Genomic DNA, 18,379 nt, shown 5'->3' on the forward strand with positions numbered 1-18,379 from the left:
AGGTTTTTCGCATGCCCGACCGGCTGCACCAACTACCCTCAATAGTCCGTTCGCCACAGCGGTGGAGGCTGATGCACAGAATGTCTCTTTGGAGCCGTCGTGCCGCAGGCCGAACCAGAGCCCGGACATCCTTGGCTTGTGGGAACTGGCGGATGCTGGATGTTCTTGAAAAGTTCCGAGGCTACCGATACATTCCGCGCATGGACAAGCGCGCCTTTTTACGACAACAATACCTCGCCATCTTGGCATCCGCCGATCCCGTTTGCGCCCGCTGGCGTTCGGGCTTCGAGAGCTTCTACGACGACATGATCGACATCACGCCCAGCAGTGCAGGTCGTCGCTTCCTCGGGTGCAAAGATAAAGAGACGGGTTTTGAGCCAGGAAACGTCGAATGGCACTATCATCGCAGCCCCGGTCCTGTCAGAGCCCTCAAGCCCAAGAAGCCAAAGACAAAACGCCGCGGAAGAAAAGCTGCGAATAAAGACCCGGTGGCCAGCCTACACGGGGAGGCAGAACGAAAAGAAGAGCGCCGCCAGATGATAGCGGACCAATATCGTCGCTGGGAAGAGAAGCGGCGACTTGCTCCGTAGCTCGCGCGGTTCGGGAATGGCCGGCCTCGTCGCTCCCGAAACTTTCGGTACTATGCCGATAGAATTCTGAGCGCCTCGTGTATCGCGCTTACAACAGCAGCGCCTTCACCGACGGCCGCGGCAACACGTTTGGTCGATCCCGCACGCACGTCACCGATCGCGAAGACATTGGGAACGCTTGTTTCCAGCGGCATGGACGGACGTCCCACACTGGCCGCCAATTCCACGTCGAATGGCGCTCCAGTTCTGACAAAACCCTTGTCGTCGACCGCGATGGCCGCCGGAAGCCAAGACGTGTTGGGGTCCGCTCCTATGAACATGAAAACGCGCCTGAGCCTCAAGAGGCGTCTCGTCTTTTCTGTCAGATCTTCCATCGTGGCCCGGAGGACGGCTTGGCTATCCTCAACGTGATCTCGCATCCGACATGGAGTTCGACGTTCGGTAGGGTGGATATCCTGTCGATCAGATAACGAGACATGGTTTCTGACAAATCATGTCGCACCACGAGGTGAAGGCGCTTGACGCGGGGCGCGAGGAAAACCACCGCTTGGCCCGCGGAGTTGCCTCCGCCGACGAGAGCGACTTCCTCGTTCTCGCAAAGTCTGGCCTCGATGGCCGTGGCCCAATACGAAACCCCGGACCCTTCGAACGCCGAGATGTTCTCGATCCTCGGCCGCCGATACTTCGCGCCAGTAGCGAGGACCACCGTCCGCGCCAGGACGTCTTGTCCCTTTAGATGGAGAGCTAAAGGCTCTGATTTCGGGCTTCCGGCCCTGGGAGCCGTCAATCCCAATATCTCCATGGGAAGCGCTATTTCAGCGCCGAACTTGAGGGCTTGGTTGAAAGCACGACCAGCCAAAGCCTGTCCTGAGATACCTGTCGGAAACCCGAGGTAGTTTTCGATCCGGGAGGAACTTCCGGCTTGGCCGCCAATAGCGCGTTCGTCGATCACGATGACGCTGAGGCCCTCCGAGGAAGCGTAGACGGCCGCGGCCAAACCCGACGGCCCCGCGCCGACTATCGCGACGTCGTAAACCTTGTCCGGATCAAGCACGGGCGAGATGCCCAGGCAAGCGGCCGCTTCCACATCGCTCGGATATAGCGCGACGATCAGGATGAGACGCGAGCGACAATCTGGATGAGATTCTTATGTCGCGGTTGGAGCGAAGTTATCATGTTGATTGTCGCTGGCAAGAGTTTCATCGTGTTCTGATTGCCGCTCCGCGACAAGCTGGGAAGAGCTTTTGATTGTCGCGAATGAGGCGGGTCTGCCGCGCTGGCGTTTGGCTTCCATGGCCGAACGCCGCCGGTAGCTTTCGACATTCATCTCGAAGATTGTTGCGTGATGGACAAGTCGGTCCACCGCGGCAAGCGTCATGGCCGGGTCTGGAAAGACGCGGTTCCATTCTCCGAAGGGCTGATTGGCGGTGATCATGATGGAACGCCGCTCATATCTTGCGGAGATGAGTTCGAAGAGCACGCTCGTTTCGGCCTGGTCCTTGGTGACGTAGGCCAGGTCGTCGAGGATGAGAAGATCGAACTTGTCGAGCTTTGCGATGGCGGCTTCGAGCTGAAGCTCCCTCCGCGCGACCTGAAGCTTCTGGACGAGATCGGTCGTGCGGGTGAAGAGCACGCGCCAGCCGTTCTCGATTAGCGCGAGGCCGACGGCTGCGGCGAGATGGCTCTTTCCGCCGCCGGGCGGACCGAACATCAGGATATTGGCGCCTTTGGCGAGCCAGCTATCGCCGGCTGCAATCGCCATGACCTGGGCCTTGGAGACCATGGGAACAGCGTCGAAGGCGAAGCTGTCGAGCGTCTTTCCGGGTGGCAGGTGGGCCTCGGCGAGGTGTCTTTCGATCCTGCGATGGGCGCGTTCGGCCAATTCATGCTCGGCGATGGCCGAGAGGAAACGGGCAGCAGGCCATCCTTCCCGATCGGCCTGCTCGGCAAATTGGTGCCAGAACGTCTTGATCGTCGGCAGCCTCAGTTCGTTGAGCATGATGCCGAGGCGGGCTTCATCGACTGTGTGGATGTTGCTCTTCATGCGACCTCTCCCGCATAGGCCGTGCCGATCAGGGCTTCATAACCATTGAGCGACGCGAGTTGCACATGAACGATCGGCAACTGATCCGGGTCCGGGCTGAAGACCGCTCTCAAAGCCGCCAGATCAGGCAGTTTGTGGGCGTCGAGCGTTTTGGCAAGCTCCTCGGCCAGTTCACGCTCGCAACTGCGATCGTGAGCCAAGGCAAGCAGTTCCACGGTGATCTTGCAAGCCTGCCGCTCGGGCAGTTGCTCGATGAGCGCGTCGAAAGTCCTGCGATATTCCGGCCTGGGGAAGAGCTTGTCGCGATAGACGAGCCCCAAAAGCGCCATCGGCTTTTTGCGCAGGGAATGAATGACGTGATGATAGTTGACGACTTGATCGTGCTTGCCACTCGCATGGGCGCGGCCTCGGGGTAATGTCAGCAGATGCGTGCCGCCGATGAAGACGTCGAGGCGATCGTCGAACAGACGCACCCGCAGCCGGTGGCCAATCAGACGGGAAGGCACGGTGTAGAAGACCTTGCGCAAGGCGAAGCCGCCGGTGCTCGATACGGTGACGATGACCTCTTCGAAGTCGGTGGTGCGACGATCGGGAAGAGCTTGCAGATGCGTGCGCTCGGCATCGATGCGCTTGCCATGTGCGGCATTGCGGCGGCTGACGATCTCATCGATGAAGGCGCGATAGGATCCGAGGTCGCCAAAGTCCCTGGTTCCGCGCATCAGCAGAGCATCGCGGATCGCATTCTTGAGATGGCCGTGGGAACTTTCGATCGAGCCGTTCTCGTGCGCGACGCCCTTGTTGTTGCGCGTCGGCGTCATGCGATAATGGGCGCACAGTTCGTCGTAGCGATGCGTCAGATCGACCTTGGCGTCGGCATCGAGGTTGCGGAAGGCGGCCGATAAGCTGTCGCTGCGATGATAGAGCGGCGAACCGCCAACCGACCACAGGGCGTTCTGCAGCCCCTCGGCCAGAGCGACGAAGCTCTCTCCACCCAGGATGACATGGGCATGCTCGAAGCCCGACCAGACCAGCCGGAAGTGATAAAGCAGATGATCGAGCGATTGGCCGGCGATCGTCACGCCGAGGCTGCCCATGTCGGTAAAATCCGACAGTCCTAACCGACCGGGTTCGTGCATCTGACGGAAGATCACTTCCTGCTCCTGACCGTGAACAGCCCGCCATGATCGGATACGACGCTCAATCGTACGGCGAACACCTTCTGACAGCTCTGGATGACGCCGCAGCATCTCGTTGTAAACGGCGACCGCTCGGATGCCGGGCGCGGCCTTGAGGAGCGGAACAACCTCGGCGTCGAAGATGTGCTCAAGGGGATCGGGGCGACGCCGGTCGCGCGGCGGCTTGGTCTGCGATGGAAGACGCGCATCCTTCTCGATGCGGTAAGCCGTCGCCCGGCTGATCGACGCCTTGGCGGCAGCGACCTCAATGGGGTTGTTTTGTCGGTACTTCATAAAAAGCCTCGTCTGATGATCGGTTACATGGCGACCCGGCACAAAGGTGATTCTCCATTCTCAGAAAATCACCGACGCTACCGGGCCAACCGCGATCATGAGACGCCGAAAAATTGCGCCGCGGCGGGGGTGTAACTCCAGTCGGGCTACGCCCTCCCTTCGTCACACCCCCGCCGCCGAGTCTCATCCTGATTGACGCTGAGTCTCACCTTGTTTGTCGCCGCGCACTCGGATGCTTGAGGACATTGCCGTTTGGGCAAACCATAAGAGGAAGGTCGACCGGAACAATGCCGAACCGTTCGATCAGGGCCAAAGCCTCAGGGTCTGTCGCGGCATTGAGAACGATGTGGGGGTATCCGTTCCGGGTTAGAAACCCTTGCAGACGCACCAGGCTACTATCACTCGAGTTGCCAACGAGAACGGACCCACCGCTACCGCTGTCGATCAGCGCGACCCGCCGTAGGATATATGCGCCCATAACGATCTCGCCCACGTCTGCGGAGCCGATGATCAGCGCCTTGAGATGGGCAGCGTCGAACGCCACGGCGATACAACCTTCCGGTCCAGCACGAGCACCAGCCAAGGACGGTCGGCCCGACAGCTGGCTTACTTCCCCGGAAAGGTGGCCTTTTCCGTGACTGACGATGGATGCTTCCGAGGCGAGACCATCGTGCCGGAATATATCCAGCTGACCCTCCAGAATTAGCCAGGCGGGCACATTGCGGTCGCCTATTGCTGAAACCATTTCGCCAGGCGCGAAGGCATGCGGGCCGCTACTCGCGAAACGCCGCGCCATGTCGATCCGCTGGCTTGTCAGAACCGGGAACATCTGGTGGTAGCGGGATGGGTCTAGGGTCATGGGGGCGGGTCTCAGTAATAACGAGGAATTGGACCGAGGTGCGGCGTCTGATCGGGCAACGGAACCACGGTTTCGTCGACGTAGCACCAGCCCAGCCTTCGGGGGGATCATAGCCTTCGATGATCGGGTGGCCCGTTTCATGGAAGTGCGCGGTCGCGTGTCTTCCGACGGACTGGTCACAGCAGCCGACGTGTCCGCACTCCCTGCAGACGCGAAGGTGAAACCACGTCTGACCCTCGTTCAGGCATTCTTCGCAGCCCAAGGCTCTCGGTGTGACCGATCTGATGGTCGATGTGTGTTGACAGCTCTTCATGGGTGGCTCCGCGGATGACAATGCCAAGACCATAGCCGACAACCTTCGGCGGGGGACCTATACTCAGGGATGATCGTGTTTCTGCACCTAGTTCATCCAAAACTGCCGCATCGTCCGTATACCGATCTGCGTGAAAACAATGGCAAGGACGAGGAGAAGACCAAGGTGAAGCGATCCACCGACCTTTGCCAGCGATGCTGCCTCAGCAGCCAGAAACCCCGACACCGCGCCGATCGTCGCGTAAACCAGAATAGGCATGCGCTTGTGATCGTCCATACCGTCACCTCCACACGCATAACGCGATCAAGAAAGGTAAGTTTCATGATTGCTCGCTGTGGTGCCATTGAGTTCATTGATGGGGTGTCCTTCATAAAAGAGAAGGGCTTAGCTAGTGCCCGTCCATAAACGGCTGTTTTTCTGCGGTTTTGAAAGGTTGTTTGCCGGCTGACATCGTTTCTTGGGACGCGTGATGGCACAAGACCGCGCAGGTTATGGCCCGAAGAGCGATCTGGCGGCAATGGGGTCATGGGGTATCGGCCGACGCTCGCCGGGCTTGCTCTGAACGCTACCGGATCAGGAGCGTCAGGTCGGCCTGAGGCGGGCGAAGAGGGCGAGATTGTAAGCGACCACCGAGGACCAGACATAAGCCTTAAAGTGGTCGAGGCCGCGCCAGGTGCAGCGCCCCAAGCCATAAGCGCGTTTCAGACAAGAGATGCCGGCCTCGATGCCGGCGCGGAAGTTGCGCAGCCTGCGATAGACCCAGCGGCTTGTGACCATGTCTTCGATGCGGAGGCCGGACTTCTTGTGGAAGGCCATGTCGCGGACGCCGCAGGCTTTGGCTCCGCGCAGATTGGCGCGGCTGGCATAGCCGCCGTCGGCTGCCGACTGACGCGGCGCCTGGCCATAAAAGGCGATGTGGCGTTCCAGCATCGGCAGCAAGCGCTCGCTGTCGGCCGGGTTGCCGGTTTCGACGACGAGGTCGAGGACCAGTCCGCTTCTGCCGGTCGTCAGATTGAGTTTGTGGCCGTAGTCGACGTCGCGGCTGCCCTTGACGATGATGTCGGCATGCGGCTCGAACAGGCTCACCAGCTTCTCGCCGGCCGGGACCGGCTGCCCGGCCAGGACCCGCCGTTCGGTCTGGGCGAGGATCCGTGCGATCAGTGGCCGGTAGTGGCGGAGCTGGGCCTGCCACAGTTCGCCGGCCGGGCCCGCCGTCTGGGGCAACTGTTCGCTCGCCTGCTGCAGATAACTCAAGGTCGTGCGCGTGATCTTGAGCAGTGCGCGGTAGTGCTTCACCCGTTTGGGACGGCCGCGGGTATATTCGATCGCCCGAGCCCGCTTCTTTGCCGCGCGGCGATGGTCGTGCCATGGAATGGCGCTACCCAGTGCCTCGGCCTGCTGCAACAGTCGCACCATCACCCGCACGGCGTCCCATAACAGGCTGCTGTCGCTCGGCTCATGGATCAGTGCCGCGGTGACGGTGCTGTCCACACGCACGACCTTGCCATTTTCCAGCTTCTCCCGCTTGGCGCTCGCCAGCAGCACCCGGTTGATCTCTTCAAAGGTTTGCGCCCGGATCGCGCTGATCGTCTTGTGCAAGACCGACTTCTTCGGGTTCCATCCCCACGGCAGCCGGGCAAAGGCCCGGAACGAGGCGGAGTCTTCGAGATGGAAGGCCAGTTCCTGATAACTCAGCTGGCGATGCTGCTTGAGCAGCGCGCAGCGCAGCACAGCCTCGGCCGGCAGCCCCTCGCGACCGGTCTCCTTGAGACCATGCCGGCGCAGGTCCCGCGTCACCAGCCCGAGCAGATCGCGATGCTCATCCAGCCATTGCGACATCGCCTTCAATTCACGGCCGATCTCGTGCCCGGCAAAAAGATCGAATATACTGGATTGGACGGTGCGTTCTTGGCGCATTGTCGGCTCCGGCGGTTACGGGTTTGTCTTTAGAATCAGTCGCTTGATCTAAAGTATACCTGAAACCGCCGGGCTTTGCCCGCGGCAATATCGCGATTCATACAATAATTTCAGCGGTTTACCGTTTGTGGATGGGCACTAGCTAGCGCACCAGCCCTGCACCCCGCGCATCACACTGTCCTTGCGAGCAGGTCGAGCCATGGCCACATCTTGAAGGAACGCACACCCACTCAACCTGGAAAACGTAGCGGCGAGCGGCCTTTGACCGCAATCCGCGCAAAGGAAGAACCATGGCCGAACCCAGCAGAACACTCACCGAGATGACTATGGACGAACGGACGAATATGGTCGCGGTCGTCGTTGACGCGCTTGAGGCATTCGCGGAAGAGGCGGAGGAAAGCGGAGACAGGCAATTTTCGCTAAATTCCAGGGCGGTCGCGTGTACCATCCGCGGATGTGCGGGCGATCTTTCCCGTGACGATCTTGCAACTGCGGAGCTGCTGATGGAGCAAGCCGTCCTGTTGATGCATGCCTACAAGTCCCGCAATCCCTACGGCGACACCATCCAATAAGAAGTCTGTGGGCAAGCGCTAGTCGTCTCTCGAGCCGCGCAAGTTCCCACGCGACGAGAAGAAAGCCGCCGGCCAAGGCGATCTGGCTGAAAAAGGTGTCCGGTAGTGGCGGAGCAGAGAATGCCCCGGCGAGCCATGACAATGTGAGGACGATTGCGGCGATCCAGCGGAGGAAGCCCTGAGCAATAAAAGGGAAAGCGTAACACCCAGGAATATCGAAGCGGCGGCGTAAGGTGCGGCCGGAAACAATCTGTATTGCTCCATTACCGCGATGGCTGAGCTGAAGTCCAGATATCGAACAATGCTTCTGTGAATTGAAGGCGCGCACAAGGCGAGGAGGGCGATCCACCGGCGCGTGCCGCGGCGTCTGGAGCAAACCTCTACGGGCAGGGTCAATCGGTATGATGCTCGGCCGGCTGGCTAGACCTTAGTCCCCAGTTCGCGATCCTCCGGCATTGGGAATAGCCAAACGACCTCGCAGCCATACTTTTGTAGATTCGGAGGAGCCTTCCCGGAAGACCATTCGCTTGGACGGAGGCAATCTGGCGTATGACCCACGCAGATTCAGTTGTTGACATGCTCACGCAAGCGTACGCATCCGAGCAGGGCCGCCTTGTAGGAATTGTCGGATTTGGCACTGACTGTCCTTATTGACGTCAAAAAGGACAGTGCGGAATGGAACGGCTTGAGATTGTCGATAGCGGCCGGCGGCGACGCTTCAGCAAAGAGATGAAGCTGCAGATTGTCGCCGAGAGCTATTCGGAACCTGGCTTGTGTGCGACGACGGCGCGGCGACATGGGATTTCCCGTTCGCAGTTATATGAATGGCGGCGGCTCGCACGAGCGTGGCAACTGGATGTTGGGTCACCTGCCGGCGGCTTTATCCCAGCACTGCTTGTTCCAGAGATAGAGCCGGCAGCAGGGTCATTGCCGAACGCCGGCCGGATGGAGGTTGTCAGCTCGAATGGTCGCCGTGTGATCGTGGACCGCGATGTCGACGTTGAGGCGCTGCTTCAGATCATGCGCGGACTGGAGACGCTGCGGTGAATCCGTTTCCGATGGGAACAGGCGTCAAGGTCTGGCTTTCGACGGGGTATACGGACATGCGCTGTGGCTTCCCCTCTCTGGCGCTTCGGGTGCAGGAGGTTCTGAAGCATGATCCGTTGTCAGGGCATCTCTTCGTCTTCAGGGGCCGCAGATCGGATATTTTGAAGATCATCTGGCATGACGGTTTGGGTGCCTGCCTTTTTACCCGGCGGCTGGAGCGAGGCCGGTTCATCTGGCCGAATTTGGAGGGCGGTGCGGTTGCGATCTCTCCAGCACAACTGTCTTATTTGTTGTCCGGGATCGACTGGCGCAATCCGCAGGAAACATGGCGTCCGACACGGGTCTGATAGCATTATTACATTGAAAATACAGGGAGAATCTGATCGAATGGCTTCATGAATTCGAAGCCTGCCGATCTTCCCGCGGACCTTGCGAGCGCCTATCTGGCGCTGCTTTCCGAGCGTGAGATGTTACAGGCTGAACGCGATGTCGTTGTTGCCGAGCGCGACACCGTCGTCGCCGAGCGGGACATTGCGGTGGCGCAAGCCGCCAATGCGCAGGCCATGTTATCGGACAGCGAGGCACTGATTGCCCGTCTGGAACTGGCGATCGAAAAGCTGAAGCGCGAACTGCGCGGCCAGAGATCTGAGCGCACGGCGCGACTGATCGACCAGATGGAATTGCAGCTCGAAGAGCTGGTGATGGCGGCGACGGAGGATGAAATTGCGGCGCAGGCTGCGGCTGCCAGGACATCGAGCGTGCGTTCGTTTACACGCAAACGGCCGGTACGAAAGCCCTGGCCGGAGGATATCGAGCGACAACGTGTGATCATCGATCCTCCCACCGCTTGTGTCTGTTGCGGTGGATCGCGTTTGTCGAAACTGGGCGAGGACGTCACTGAGACGCTGGAGGAGATTCCGCGCCGGTTCAAAGTGATCGAGACGGTGCGGGAGAAATTTACCTGCCGTGACTGCGAGTCGATCAGCCAGCCGCCGGCGCCGTTCCATGCCACGCCGCGCGGCTTCATCGGCCCTCATCTGCTGGCCACGATCCTGTTCGACAAGTTCGGAATGCATAGCCCTCTCAACCGCCAGAGCACCCGGTTCAAAAGCGAGGGCATCGAGCTTTCGACCTCGACGCTGGCTGACCAGGTCGGGTTTGGGACAGCCGCGCTCATGCCGGTCTTTGATCTGATCGAGGCGCATGTCTTCGCGGCCGAGCGCCTTCACGGCGACGACACCACCATTCCCATTCAGGCCAAAGACAAATGCACGACCGGGCGCATATGGACTTACGTATGCGATGACCTGCCCTTCGGCGGTGCGGCGCCGCCGGCGGCAATATACTATGCGTCGAGTAACCGGCGTGGTGAGCACCCGCAGAAACACCTGGCCGGGTATGGCGGCATTCTGCAGAGCGATTGCTACAATGGCTTCGAGCCGCTCAGTGTCGCCGAGAAGAAAGCGGTGCCGATCACCTTTGCCTTTTGCCATGCGCATGCGCGGCGTAAATTCTTTGAACTGGCCGACATCCAGAAAAGTGCCCGTGATCGCAAACGCAGAGGCAAGCCGATCTCGCCGATCGCATTGGAGGCCGTCCAACGGTACGATGCGCTGTTCGAGATCGAGCGCCAGATCAATGGATTGAGCGCCGAAGAACGACTGGCCGCGCGGCAGGAAAAGAGCAAGCCGCTGTTCGATGACATGCACGAGTGGCTGAAACGGGAGCGCGCCACGCTCAGCAGATCCTCCGAGGTCATCGAGCCGATCGACTACATGCTGAAGCGATGGGATGGTTTTGCCGGTTTCCTGGAAGATGGCCGGATTTGTCTCACGAACAATGCCGCCGAGCGCGCGCTGAGAGGTATTGCCCTCGGGCGCCGCAACTGGACCTTCGCCGGTTCCCAGCGTGGGGCCGATCGTGCCGCCATCATGCTCACCTTCATCACGACCTGCCGTCTCAACGACGTCGACCCAAAGGCATGGCTCGCCGATGTGTTCGCACGCATCGCCGATCTTCCCGTCTCCCGCCTGCACGAACTGCTCCCGTGGACGTGGAAAAGGCTCCGTGAGGCCGAAAAGGCCCAGGATCAGTACATCGCCTGAGCGACAGCCTCACCATACATCAGCAAGTGCGCCTGCGCGCGAGCCAATTCCGCGGCCTTCCGCGTATGGATACACGCAAGCCGATGGTGCGCTTCATCTTTCGTGTTTTGTGGACGCTAATATTCCACACGAAACGCTCGGGCGGCTAGTCGTCGCCGGCATTGTTGTGCGGCCTGCCTTCGGCTACTACGCGCTCAAGGGCAAGATTGATAGCCGCGACCTCCCGTGGGTTGGCTTCGCTCTGGCGGTGCCAGACGGAGCCCTCGGCCTTCTCACCGCCGCCAAATTCCATGGAATGACGAACGAGCAACCCGAATCGATACAGGCTTTCGTTCCACGTCGCCATGGTGGGTCAGTTAAGATAGGGGGCGATTGCACGGAGCGTGTCGATGCCATCAGCTCTCGGAATCCCAGTTTTTTAACGGTCGGAATCGACAGTGTGAGGTTAGCTGGAACCGATGTCCGCGTCACCGACAAGGAGCGAACACTCGTCGACCTATTCATTTTCAGTCCACTTAACCGGGTGAGAGCAGCCGCCGCTCGAGCCACGGATCAGACGTTCTTCGACGCCCTCCAAAGGTGCACCGCAAACCCGGATTTCTCAATCGATCGCTTGCACGACATCGCCGACGCCTTGGGGTGTTCGGACCGACTTGTTGCTACGACGAAATTGTTCGGATTTAGGCGGAAATAGCTTTAGAGAACGATCGGCTCGCTCTCCAGCTGCGGCGCACTCTGGTTGATTACTTCTCTCACAAAATCTGCGACCAACTTGCGCCTGAAATGGCCTCGAAGACAGCCGCATGCGTCGTAGGAATTTTCGGGTTGCTTTTGCGGAAGTCAGACGTTGCCGTGGGAAATACAACGTTGCTTTTCACACTCCACGTTCAAGACCGCTCGGGTGTTCCATAATCTATCTTATCCGATTTATGAATGTAAGGGGGTACATTCTATTTCCAAGTGCGACATGCCAATGATTACAATGGCTTCACTATGGAGATTTTGGCATGTCTGGATGCTATACGCAGATCACCCTCGCCGATCGCCGACGCCTGCATCACTTGGTGGCGGCAAAAGTTCCGGTAAGCGAGATGGCACGTCGGCTTGGCCGTCATCGCTCGACGATTTACCGCGAGATCAAGCGCAACACGTTTCGCGATCGTGAACTGCCGGACTACGACGGCTACTACAGCACGGTTGCGAACGACATTGCGCAGGACCGACGTCGCCGGCTGAAAAAGCTGCGGCGTCACCCGAATTTGCGAACAGAGATCATCAACCAGTTGGAAGCTCGCTGGTCCCCCGAACAGATTGCCGGACGCCTGCTGTCGGACGGCGTCAGTCGTGTTCGCGTTTGCAAGGAGACAATCTATCGCTTCATCTACAGCAAGGAAGATTATGGGCTTGGTCTCTATCAGTATCTGCCAGAAGCGCGCCGCAAACGTCGTCCACTGCGCTCCAGGAAGCCGCGGGACGGTGCGTTTCCAGCCACGCACCGCATATCCCAACGGCCTGATTTTATTGGAGATAGATCGCAGTTTGGGCATTGGGAGGGCGACCTCCTCATCTTCGAACGTCCACTCGGCCATGCCAATGTCACCTCCCTCGTCGAGCGCAAGAGCCGCTATACTGTTCTCATCAAGAATCCGAGCCGGCACTCGCGCCCGATCATGGACAAGATCATCAAAGCGTTTTCTCCCTTACCGGCCTACGCGCGTCAGAGCTTCACCTTTGATCGCGGTACCGAGTTTGCCGGGTTCAGGGCTTTGGAAGAAGGGATCGGTGCGTGCAGTTGGTTTTGCGACCCAAGTGCGCCTTGGCAAAAAGGGACCGTCGAGAACACCAACAAGCGCATTCGACGCTACCTGCCAGGTACCACAGATCTGGCAATTGTGTCGCAACGCGACCTTCTCCATCTGACGCGCCATATCAACGATCAACCGCGCAAATGCCTCGGATACAGGACGCCAACCGAGGTGTTTATGGCGCATTTGCGCGAAGATGGGTGATCCCCTATCCTGCAAAACAGGCATGATGCACTTGGGTTAGCTTCTCCAGGGCTATTTAGTAATGCGACAGTTGGGCCAGTTAGAGATGCGACAGTCTCGCCTCTCGAGGTTCTGGTCAATGCCAACGTTGGGAGCAAGGATGACGACCTTCAGCCTGGTCGAGACCATGAGCGGTCGGAGTCGTCATGTCCTTTATGATCACCATGTCGCAGAAAGAATTGCATCGCCTCGAAGTCATCCAGAAGATCCGTGATGAACGCCTGAGCGTTGTCCAGGCTGCCAAGCAGCTCGACCTCAGTCGAAGTCAGGTCCACAGGTTGCTGCAGGCCTATGACCGGGATGGTCCAGCCGGCCTCGTTTCGAAGAAGCGATCGCAGCCGAGCAACCGGCGCCACAGCGAGGAGTTTCGCAATGCGGCGCTGGATCTGATCCGCGAGCGCTATCTGGATTTCGGTCCAACCCTGGCAGCCGAGAAGCTTGGCGAGCTCGATGGATTGCGTGTGTCGCGCGAGACGTTGCGGCAATGGATGACCGAGGCCGGAATCTGGTTGTCCCGCAAGCAGCGCCGCACGTTTCATCAACCGCGCTTGCGCCGCGAAGCCTATGGCGAGCTGGTGCAGATCGACGGGTCCGAGCATCGCTGGTTCGAGGGTCGCGGCGATCCCTGTTCGCTCTTGGTGTTCATCGACGATGCGACGGGCAAGCTGATGCAGTTGCGCTTCGTACGATCGGAAAGCGCGTTCAGCTACTTCGAGGCGCCAGAGCTTTATTTGAAGGATCACGGTGCTCCCGTTGCCTTCTATTCCGATAAGCATTCGATGTTTCGGGTGGCGAAGAAGGATGCCAAGGGTGGCCAGGGCATGACCCAGTTCGGCCGCGCGCTTTCAGAGTTAAACATCGAGATTCTTTGCGCAAATTCGAGCCAGGCGAAGGGCCGCGTCGAGCGGATGAACCGGACGTTGCAGGACCGCTTGATCAAGGATCTGCGGCTGGCGGAGGTCTTTGACATGGATGGAGGCAATGCCTTCCTGGCGGGGTTCATGGAGCGCTACAATGCGCGGTTTGCGGTTGCCCCTTCCCGGCCTGATGATCTGCATCGGCCGGTGAATCTTGCGTCGGACCGGCTCAAGGACATTCTATGCAAGCGCGAGCAACGCTATGTCACGGCACAGCTGACCATTTCGTTCGAGCGTCAGCGCATCATGCTGGAGGAGAATGATGTCACCCGCGGGCTCGTCGGTCGCTATGTCGAGACCTATGCCTATGCCGATGGCCGGCTCGACGTGCGCTGGAAAGGCCATTCGCTGTCCTATCGGGTGTTCGACAAGGACCAGAGGGTGACGCATGCGGCGATCACCGAGAACAAGCGACTGAGTGATGTGCTGGCCTATATCAAGGAGCGTCAGGATCAGCGACCAACGCCTGTTATGAAGACCAACAGCGAGAAGATCGGCTATACGCCTCGGGGCGGCAAGCCGGGTCGGAAGACGGATTTCATGAACGACCCCGCCGTCATTGCCCGCCGGCGACAAGCGCTCTCTGACCTCGATGCGGCGGAATGACTGGCAGCTCCAACTGTCAAAGCTAAAGCCGGTTGGTGCGCCTCACCCGCCCCCGCTCCTCCCTCTCAACCCGGCCCAGCCGGTCGGATCGGGGGCTGATTGTCGGTGCCAGTGTCGCGTTTCTAACTCGCTGGCGACGCCGCATCTCTAATCAGCTTTGACAAAATGGTGTAGCGGCCATGTAGCGGCAGATACCGCCTGGCGCGAGAGGCAACGTGCCGCTAATCGTCTCCAAGGATGGCTTCTATATCGCGGGCGCCATGCAAAACCCGCTCGATACGGACGCTCTCGTCATGAATAGTGTAGAAAATGATATAGGGTCGAAAGACGACCGATCGCAGGCCCGGCCAAAGCGAGAAGCGCGGCGCACCACCGCTCGGCGCGTCAGCAATACGGCTGCAACGGCTTCTCAACCCCATAATGAACCGGATCGCCGCCGGCGGATTCTCCGCGTAGATGTAGTCGCCAATTTCCTCAATATCGTGCGCCGCCGCAGGAGCGAACACGATATCCATTACCTGCGGTATTTCGCTTCGAGGCGATCAAGCACTGATGCTGCCGGGAGTCCATCGCCACTCACGACACCCTTGCGAATTTCTTCACGCAACGCCGACAACTTTGCAGCCCGCTGCTCTTCGCGTTCCTCAAGCATGCGCAGGCTATCGCGCACGACCTCGCTCGCGCTGGCATAGCGACCGCTTTTGACAAGCTCTTGCACGAGAGCTTCATAGTGAGATCCAATGCTGTAACTCGCTGGCATGACCTTACCTTTCAACTTATCAAAATTTATCAATCTATGATAGATTGGGCAAGTCTAAACTCACTGCCAAGATCTCGGCCATCTCTTTCGAGTTTGTAGATGTCCGATGGCAATGGCGTCACAACAAGACCAGATCGAAATTAACCAGACGGACATTGCCGCGTCCGACCAGGCAGGCGCCGGAAGCTTTTCGCGATGAGCCGCCTAGCGTGACTGGCACCGGCACGGGCCGCCGCGGGCGAAAACCAGACCCGGTGACCAGGGCGTCTGAAGACCGGGTATGCTACCTCCCACTCGCCCCGGTCTGTCCTCGCAACCTGGAACAGCCGGACAGATCGGGGCTGGTCGTCGTGCCGTGTGGCGGCGCAAAGTGACATTTTAACTTTGCGTCGAAACGGACAGTTCAACCCTGCCGCCACATGCAGTGATCAAAGGTGGGTTCAAGGATGAAGTGCGACTTGCAATAGATAACAACGGTTTATCCCTGCAAGGAACGAGACATGAAGCGCACCTACTCCCAGATCGATATGGATGAACGCCGCAAGATTGCTCGCTGGCGTACGACTGGAATCAGCGTTGACGTGATCGCCGAGAAACTGCACCGACATCGCTCAACCATTTTCCGTGAGCTGCGCCGCAATACTTTCGAGGATCGTGAGATGCCGGACCTCAAGGGTTACTATTGCGTGATGGCCAATGACATGGCGCGAGAACGGCGTGCCAAGCTGCGCAAACTTGCCCGGTTCTCGCATCTGCGCCAGTCGGTGATTGAGCGCATCATGCATGGCTGGTCGCCGCAACAGATTGCTGGCCGGTTGCAGCTTGAGCGCCATCCGATCTCCGTCAGCCATGAGACGATCTACCAGTTCGCCTATTCATCGGACGGTCATGCGATCAAGCTGTGGCGACATCTGCCGGCCATCGTGCCAGACGCCGGCCACGACACGCCAGGCGCCGCCATGGCAGGCGTTTCACCCCGGATGTCAACATTCTCTACCGGCCAGACGCCGTCGCCGAGCGCAAACAGTTCGGGCAGTGGGAATGCGATCTCATCCAGTTTCGCAAGAAGTTCGGAAAGGCCAACGTGACGTCGCTGGTCGAACGGGTCAGTCGCTTCGCCGTCTTCCTGCGCAATAAAGACCGGCAATCGAGACCACCTCGCCCGCCGCTCGATCACCATTGACCGTGGGACTGAGTTCACCGACTGGCCCTACTTGCAGGCGAGCATCGGAGCGCAAACATGGTTCTGCGATCCACAATCCCCTTGGCAGAAAGGCACTGTCGAAAACACCAACAGACGGGCCAGGAAATGGCTCTCGAGAGAGGTGGATCCACTGTCTCTCAGCGACGGCGATCTCACCGAGATCTGCAATCATCTGAACGCGACACCACGCAAATGCCTCGGCTACAAAACACCCGCCGAAGTCTTCCGCCAGAAACTCCTCGCGCAAATCCGGCGTACCGGTTAGCCTCTCGAAGCCCGCAAGTCGCGGTTCGCCATGAACTCACAAAATGATGCCTCTCAGCTCGAAAGCTTCCGCACGTCGATTCGGCGTTCACCGGCGGACACAGTGATCTCAAAGTGGTCGGTCTGCGTGACATCCCGAATGTTCCGTGGCCGAAGTGCCGCAACATTCACGCCGGTCCTGCGCCTCAGGCTGTCGTAGATGATACCTGCGCCGACGCCCGCCCGGACCTGCTCACCAAGCGCTTGAGAAGCTGCATAGCTGGCACTGTCATATACCGCAGAGTGCCGCGACTGCTCTCCACGGATGTCCAGGTAGTCTCCGTGCAGAACTGCGGTGTAACATCTGTAGGAGCGCGCCATTTCTCTCACACCGCGGGCAACGACCTCGCGGCGAAGATGATGCCCGACCTCGGCAGCGGCTGTGCGAAGATCATCGGCCGCATACCAGGCACCAAGATCCCCGCCATTGAACCGCATTCCATCAGGAGCCACATGCAGGAACGCAGCCATTACCACACTGGCGTTGGGAACACTGTAAACCCATTCATCTTGGGGGAGTCGCTGAATGCGTTCAGCGACCAATCGGTCGTTGGTCCAGCCGACAAGCTCCATCACAGCCTCGAGATCAGCCGCCGTAGCAACTGTGTCAAACAGCCCGATCGGCGGAAACTGCGACGGCACTAGCCGGAATGAGGGATATGGCGCCGGGGCAAAGCGACTGGTCACCGGAACACAATGTCCCCGTCGTCGTATGGCGTAAATGCTTCGTCTAGAGTGTTTGGGGACATGTATACACCGCCCCTCGCCGCGTCCAGAAATCGACGGACAGTCATCAGTCCGTCCTGAGTTCCATTGGTTAGGACTGTAAGCGGGGGATGACCGCCAAAAGCAAGCGCCTGATGCGGCATGCGCAACCACTCTACTCCCGCCCGTTCGTTGGAGAACAGGATGCCAAGCGCCTGATGAATCCCCAGCACTGCAGAGATTCGAGTAAGCGTGTCGACGTCCAGGGTAAACACGCCATGTTCACGGGCCCGTTTGGCCCAGCTATGATAAGTCGACCTTGATGGATAACCGAGAACGAGTAATCGCTGCTCTTCGGTCAACGACCACAGATCCGCAATGGCCAAGAAGGTCCTCAGCGATGGCGCACTGAGTTTTTTTCGATTCGAGGGAGCAAACCGATCTGTTTGAAGGCGCGGTAGTACCGTCCCATCTGTCTTATGTTCAGCGTTCCGCATTACATTGCTCCAATCTGAAAAGAGATATAGTCTAGATCTAGACATTCAGCAAGTCACCTTCGCCTGAGGATCTGATTGTCGGTCGGAATGCATGAATTGCTCCCCTCACCCTATCCGGTCGACGTCGCGTCACTGGAAAAGCAGGCAACACCGATTCTTCTTTGCCCGATTGGTGCGATCGGGATCTGCTCGGCGATCTGTGGGGGCGGAAGGCTATGATGGTGTTTCGACGTCCGAGATCACTCACTCGTCCGCAATCAACGTCCGAACGGATGCGCTTGCAAGGAAAAGGCGCATCTCGTTCGAATGGAAAGGTAGAAACCCGTATTCGCGATAGAGCGCGCGACGTTTTTCTTTACGTTCCGGATTGCCACAGTCAAGGACGTCAGGAACGCCGATGGGTGTGTCTCATCCGCCCCCGCC

The 18,379-nt window shown here is 59.1% G+C and carries 18 protein-coding genes and 3 pseudogenes; 9 read left to right on the forward strand and 12 right to left on the reverse strand.

The features are described 5' to 3' along the window. Positions 1–152: 152 nt before the first annotated feature. Positions 153–590: a hypothetical protein gene (locus tag WGT02_RS28525; RefSeq protein WP_208247838.1), complete on the forward strand. Its 438-nt coding sequence runs from the start codon at positions 153–155 to the stop codon at positions 588–590. A gap of 50 nt (positions 591–640) precedes the next feature. Here WGT02_RS28525 and WGT02_RS28530 read toward each other — a convergent pair. The 7 genes and pseudogenes from WGT02_RS28530 to WGT02_RS28560 form a co-directional block, all read right to left on the reverse strand. Beyond that, a pseudogene (locus WGT02_RS28530) lies at positions 641–1,686 on the reverse strand (NAD(P)/FAD-dependent oxidoreductase); the annotation flags it as partial. A 51-nt stretch (positions 1,687–1,737) separates the two neighbouring features. After that, positions 1,738–2,634: an IS21-like element helper ATPase IstB gene (gene istB, locus WGT02_RS28535; protein WP_208245168.1), complete on the reverse strand. Its 897-nt coding sequence runs from the start codon at positions 2,632–2,634 to the stop codon at positions 1,738–1,740. Beyond that, positions 2,631–4,103, reverse strand: a complete 1,473-nt coding sequence (gene istA / locus WGT02_RS28540; RefSeq protein ID WP_208245170.1) for an IS21 family transposase — start codon at positions 4,101–4,103, stop codon at positions 2,631–2,633. Before istA ends, istB begins: the two co-directional genes overlap by 4 nt. Before the next feature lie 205 nt (positions 4,104–4,308). After that, a complete protein-coding gene (locus WGT02_RS28545; RefSeq protein WP_208247840.1) occupies positions 4,309–4,962 on the reverse strand; it encodes a hypothetical protein in 654 nt (217 codons plus the stop codon). 11 nt (positions 4,963–4,973) lie between these two features. Then, positions 4,974–5,275: pseudogene (locus WGT02_RS28550) on the reverse strand (UBP-type zinc finger domain-containing protein). An 87-nt stretch (positions 5,276–5,362) separates the two neighbouring features. Then, a complete protein-coding gene (locus WGT02_RS28555) occupies positions 5,363–5,551 on the reverse strand; it encodes a hypothetical protein (RefSeq protein ID WP_208247842.1) in 189 nt (62 codons plus the stop codon). A 306-nt stretch (positions 5,552–5,857) separates the two neighbouring features. Beyond that, the gene (locus WGT02_RS28560; protein WP_208246032.1) at positions 5,858–7,192 is read right to left on the reverse strand and encodes an ISNCY family transposase; all 1,335 of its coding nucleotides are present in this window, start codon (positions 7,190–7,192) and stop codon (positions 5,858–5,860) included. A 290-nt stretch (positions 7,193–7,482) separates the two neighbouring features. Between WGT02_RS28560 and WGT02_RS28565 the strand changes: the two genes are divergently transcribed. The 4 genes from WGT02_RS28565 (at position 7,483) to WGT02_RS28580 (ending at position 10,916) form a co-directional block, all read left to right on the forward strand. Next, a complete protein-coding gene (locus WGT02_RS28565) occupies positions 7,483–7,764 on the forward strand; it encodes a hypothetical protein (protein WP_208247844.1) in 282 nt (93 codons plus the stop codon). 675 nt (positions 7,765–8,439) lie between these two features. Next, positions 8,440–8,811 (forward strand): transposase, encoded by a 372-nt coding sequence (locus tag WGT02_RS28570; RefSeq protein WP_208246116.1) that lies wholly within the window; start codon positions 8,440–8,442, stop codon positions 8,809–8,811. A gap of 11 nt (positions 8,812–8,822) precedes the next feature. After that, positions 8,823–9,158 carry an IS66 family insertion sequence element accessory protein TnpB gene (gene tnpB / locus WGT02_RS28575; RefSeq protein ID WP_208246417.1) on the forward strand — a complete coding sequence of 112 codons (336 nt, stop codon included), beginning with the start codon at positions 8,823–8,825 and terminating at the stop codon, positions 9,156–9,158. A 48-nt stretch (positions 9,159–9,206) separates the two neighbouring features. Beyond that, positions 9,207–10,916 carry an IS66 family transposase gene (locus tag WGT02_RS28580; protein WP_208246114.1) on the forward strand — a complete coding sequence of 570 codons (1,710 nt, stop codon included), beginning with the start codon at positions 9,207–9,209 and terminating at the stop codon, positions 10,914–10,916. A gap of 145 nt (positions 10,917–11,061) precedes the next feature. Here the strand turns inward: WGT02_RS28580 and WGT02_RS28585 are convergent, their stop codons facing one another. Then, complete coding sequence (locus WGT02_RS28585; protein WP_208247847.1) at positions 11,062–11,262, reverse strand: hypothetical protein; 201 nt, start codon at positions 11,260–11,262, stop codon at positions 11,062–11,064. On the opposite strand from WGT02_RS28585, the gene WGT02_RS28590 reads away from it, so the two are divergent. The 3 genes from WGT02_RS28590 to WGT02_RS28600 all read left to right on the forward strand — a co-directional run bounded on the left by WGT02_RS28590 (position 11,212) and on the right by WGT02_RS28600 (position 14,487). Beyond that, positions 11,212–11,610 carry a hypothetical protein gene (locus tag WGT02_RS28590; protein ID WP_225040183.1) on the forward strand — a complete coding sequence of 133 codons (399 nt, stop codon included), beginning with the start codon at positions 11,212–11,214 and terminating at the stop codon, positions 11,608–11,610. The two genes, WGT02_RS28585 and WGT02_RS28590, sit on opposite strands and share 51 nt — an antisense overlap. A gap of 313 nt (positions 11,611–11,923) precedes the next feature. Then, a complete protein-coding gene (locus WGT02_RS28595) occupies positions 11,924–12,925 on the forward strand; it encodes an IS30 family transposase (protein WP_037069798.1) in 1,002 nt (333 codons plus the stop codon). A 185-nt stretch (positions 12,926–13,110) separates the two neighbouring features. Continuing rightward, on the forward strand, positions 13,111–14,487 hold the full coding sequence (locus WGT02_RS28600; protein ID WP_208247849.1) for an ISNCY family transposase: 1,377 nt from the start codon (positions 13,111–13,113) through the stop codon (positions 14,485–14,487). A gap of 221 nt (positions 14,488–14,708) precedes the next feature. Here WGT02_RS28600 and WGT02_RS28605 read toward each other — a convergent pair whose 3' ends face one another. Beyond that, a complete protein-coding gene (locus tag WGT02_RS28605; protein WP_208247851.1) occupies positions 14,709–15,002 on the reverse strand; it encodes a type II toxin-antitoxin system RelE/ParE family toxin in 294 nt (97 codons plus the stop codon). Next, the gene (locus WGT02_RS28610) at positions 15,002–15,247 is read right to left on the reverse strand and encodes a type II toxin-antitoxin system ParD family antitoxin (RefSeq protein ID WP_208247852.1); all 246 of its coding nucleotides are present in this window, start codon (positions 15,245–15,247) and stop codon (positions 15,002–15,004) included. The genes WGT02_RS28605 and WGT02_RS28610 overlap by 1 nt, the downstream gene beginning before the upstream one ends. 500 nt (positions 15,248–15,747) lie before the next feature. Between WGT02_RS28610 and WGT02_RS28615 the strand changes: the two are divergent. Then, positions 15,748–16,716, forward strand: a pseudogene (locus tag WGT02_RS28615) (IS30 family transposase). 53 nt (positions 16,717–16,769) lie between these two features. Here WGT02_RS28615 and WGT02_RS28620 read toward each other — a convergent pair. Together WGT02_RS28620 and WGT02_RS28625 are read right to left on the reverse strand one after the other, a co-directional pair. Beyond that, positions 16,770–17,441: an RES family NAD+ phosphorylase gene (locus WGT02_RS28620; RefSeq protein ID WP_024318400.1), complete on the reverse strand. Its 672-nt coding sequence runs from the start codon at positions 17,439–17,441 to the stop codon at positions 16,770–16,772. Beyond that, entirely contained in the window at positions 17,438–17,956 is a 519-nt protein-coding gene (locus WGT02_RS28625) for an antitoxin Xre/MbcA/ParS toxin-binding domain-containing protein (protein ID WP_208247854.1), read from the reverse strand. Before WGT02_RS28625 ends, WGT02_RS28620 begins: the two co-directional genes overlap by 4 nt. Between the last annotated feature and the right edge of the window lie 423 nt (positions 17,957–18,379).

Origin of the sequence: Rhizobium sp. T1470, assembly GCF_042140505.1 — a bacterium.
GTDB lineage: Bacteria > Pseudomonadota > Alphaproteobacteria > Rhizobiales > Rhizobiaceae > Rhizobium > Rhizobium favelukesii.

What these genes read in the sequence shown, in the direction of transcription:
- WGT02_RS28525 (WP_208247838.1), top strand. Translation starts at nt 153, where the DNA reads ATGCTGGATGTTCTTGAAAAGTTCCGAGGCTACCGATACATTCCGCGC.
- istB (WP_208245168.1), bottom strand. Translation starts at nt 2,634, where the DNA reads ATGAAGAGCAACATCCACACAGTCGATGAAGCCCGCCTCGGCATCATG.
- istA (WP_208245170.1), bottom strand. Translation starts at nt 4,103, where the DNA reads ATGAAGTACCGACAAAACAACCCCATTGAGGTCGCTGCCGCCAAGGCG.
- WGT02_RS28545 (WP_208247840.1), bottom strand. Translation starts at nt 4,962, where the DNA reads ATGACCCTAGACCCATCCCGCTACCACCAGATGTTCCCGGTTCTGACA.
- WGT02_RS28555 (WP_208247842.1), bottom strand. Translation starts at nt 5,551, where the DNA reads ATGGACGATCACAAGCGCATGCCTATTCTGGTTTACGCGACGATCGGC.
- WGT02_RS28560 (WP_208246032.1), bottom strand. Translation starts at nt 7,192, where the DNA reads ATGCGCCAAGAACGCACCGTCCAATCCAGTATATTCGATCTTTTTGCC.
- WGT02_RS28565 (WP_208247844.1), top strand. Translation starts at nt 7,483, where the DNA reads ATGGCCGAACCCAGCAGAACACTCACCGAGATGACTATGGACGAACGG.
- WGT02_RS28570 (WP_208246116.1), top strand. Translation starts at nt 8,440, where the DNA reads ATGGAACGGCTTGAGATTGTCGATAGCGGCCGGCGGCGACGCTTCAGC.
- tnpB (WP_208246417.1), top strand. Translation starts at nt 8,823, where the DNA reads ATGGGAACAGGCGTCAAGGTCTGGCTTTCGACGGGGTATACGGACATG.
- WGT02_RS28580 (WP_208246114.1), top strand. Translation starts at nt 9,207, where the DNA reads ATGAATTCGAAGCCTGCCGATCTTCCCGCGGACCTTGCGAGCGCCTAT.
- WGT02_RS28590 (WP_225040183.1), top strand. Translation starts at nt 11,212, where the DNA reads ATGACGAACGAGCAACCCGAATCGATACAGGCTTTCGTTCCACGTCGC.
- WGT02_RS28585 (WP_208247847.1), bottom strand. Translation starts at nt 11,262, where the DNA reads ATGGCGACGTGGAACGAAAGCCTGTATCGATTCGGGTTGCTCGTTCGT.
- WGT02_RS28595 (WP_037069798.1), top strand. Translation starts at nt 11,924, where the DNA reads ATGTCTGGATGCTATACGCAGATCACCCTCGCCGATCGCCGACGCCTG.
- WGT02_RS28600 (WP_208247849.1), top strand. Translation starts at nt 13,111, where the DNA reads ATGTCCTTTATGATCACCATGTCGCAGAAAGAATTGCATCGCCTCGAA.
- WGT02_RS28605 (WP_208247851.1), bottom strand. Translation starts at nt 15,002, where the DNA reads ATGGATATCGTGTTCGCTCCTGCGGCGGCGCACGATATTGAGGAAATT.
- WGT02_RS28610 (WP_208247852.1), bottom strand. Translation starts at nt 15,247, where the DNA reads ATGCCAGCGAGTTACAGCATTGGATCTCACTATGAAGCTCTCGTGCAA.
- WGT02_RS28625 (WP_208247854.1), bottom strand. Translation starts at nt 17,956, where the DNA reads ATGCGGAACGCTGAACATAAGACAGATGGGACGGTACTACCGCGCCTT.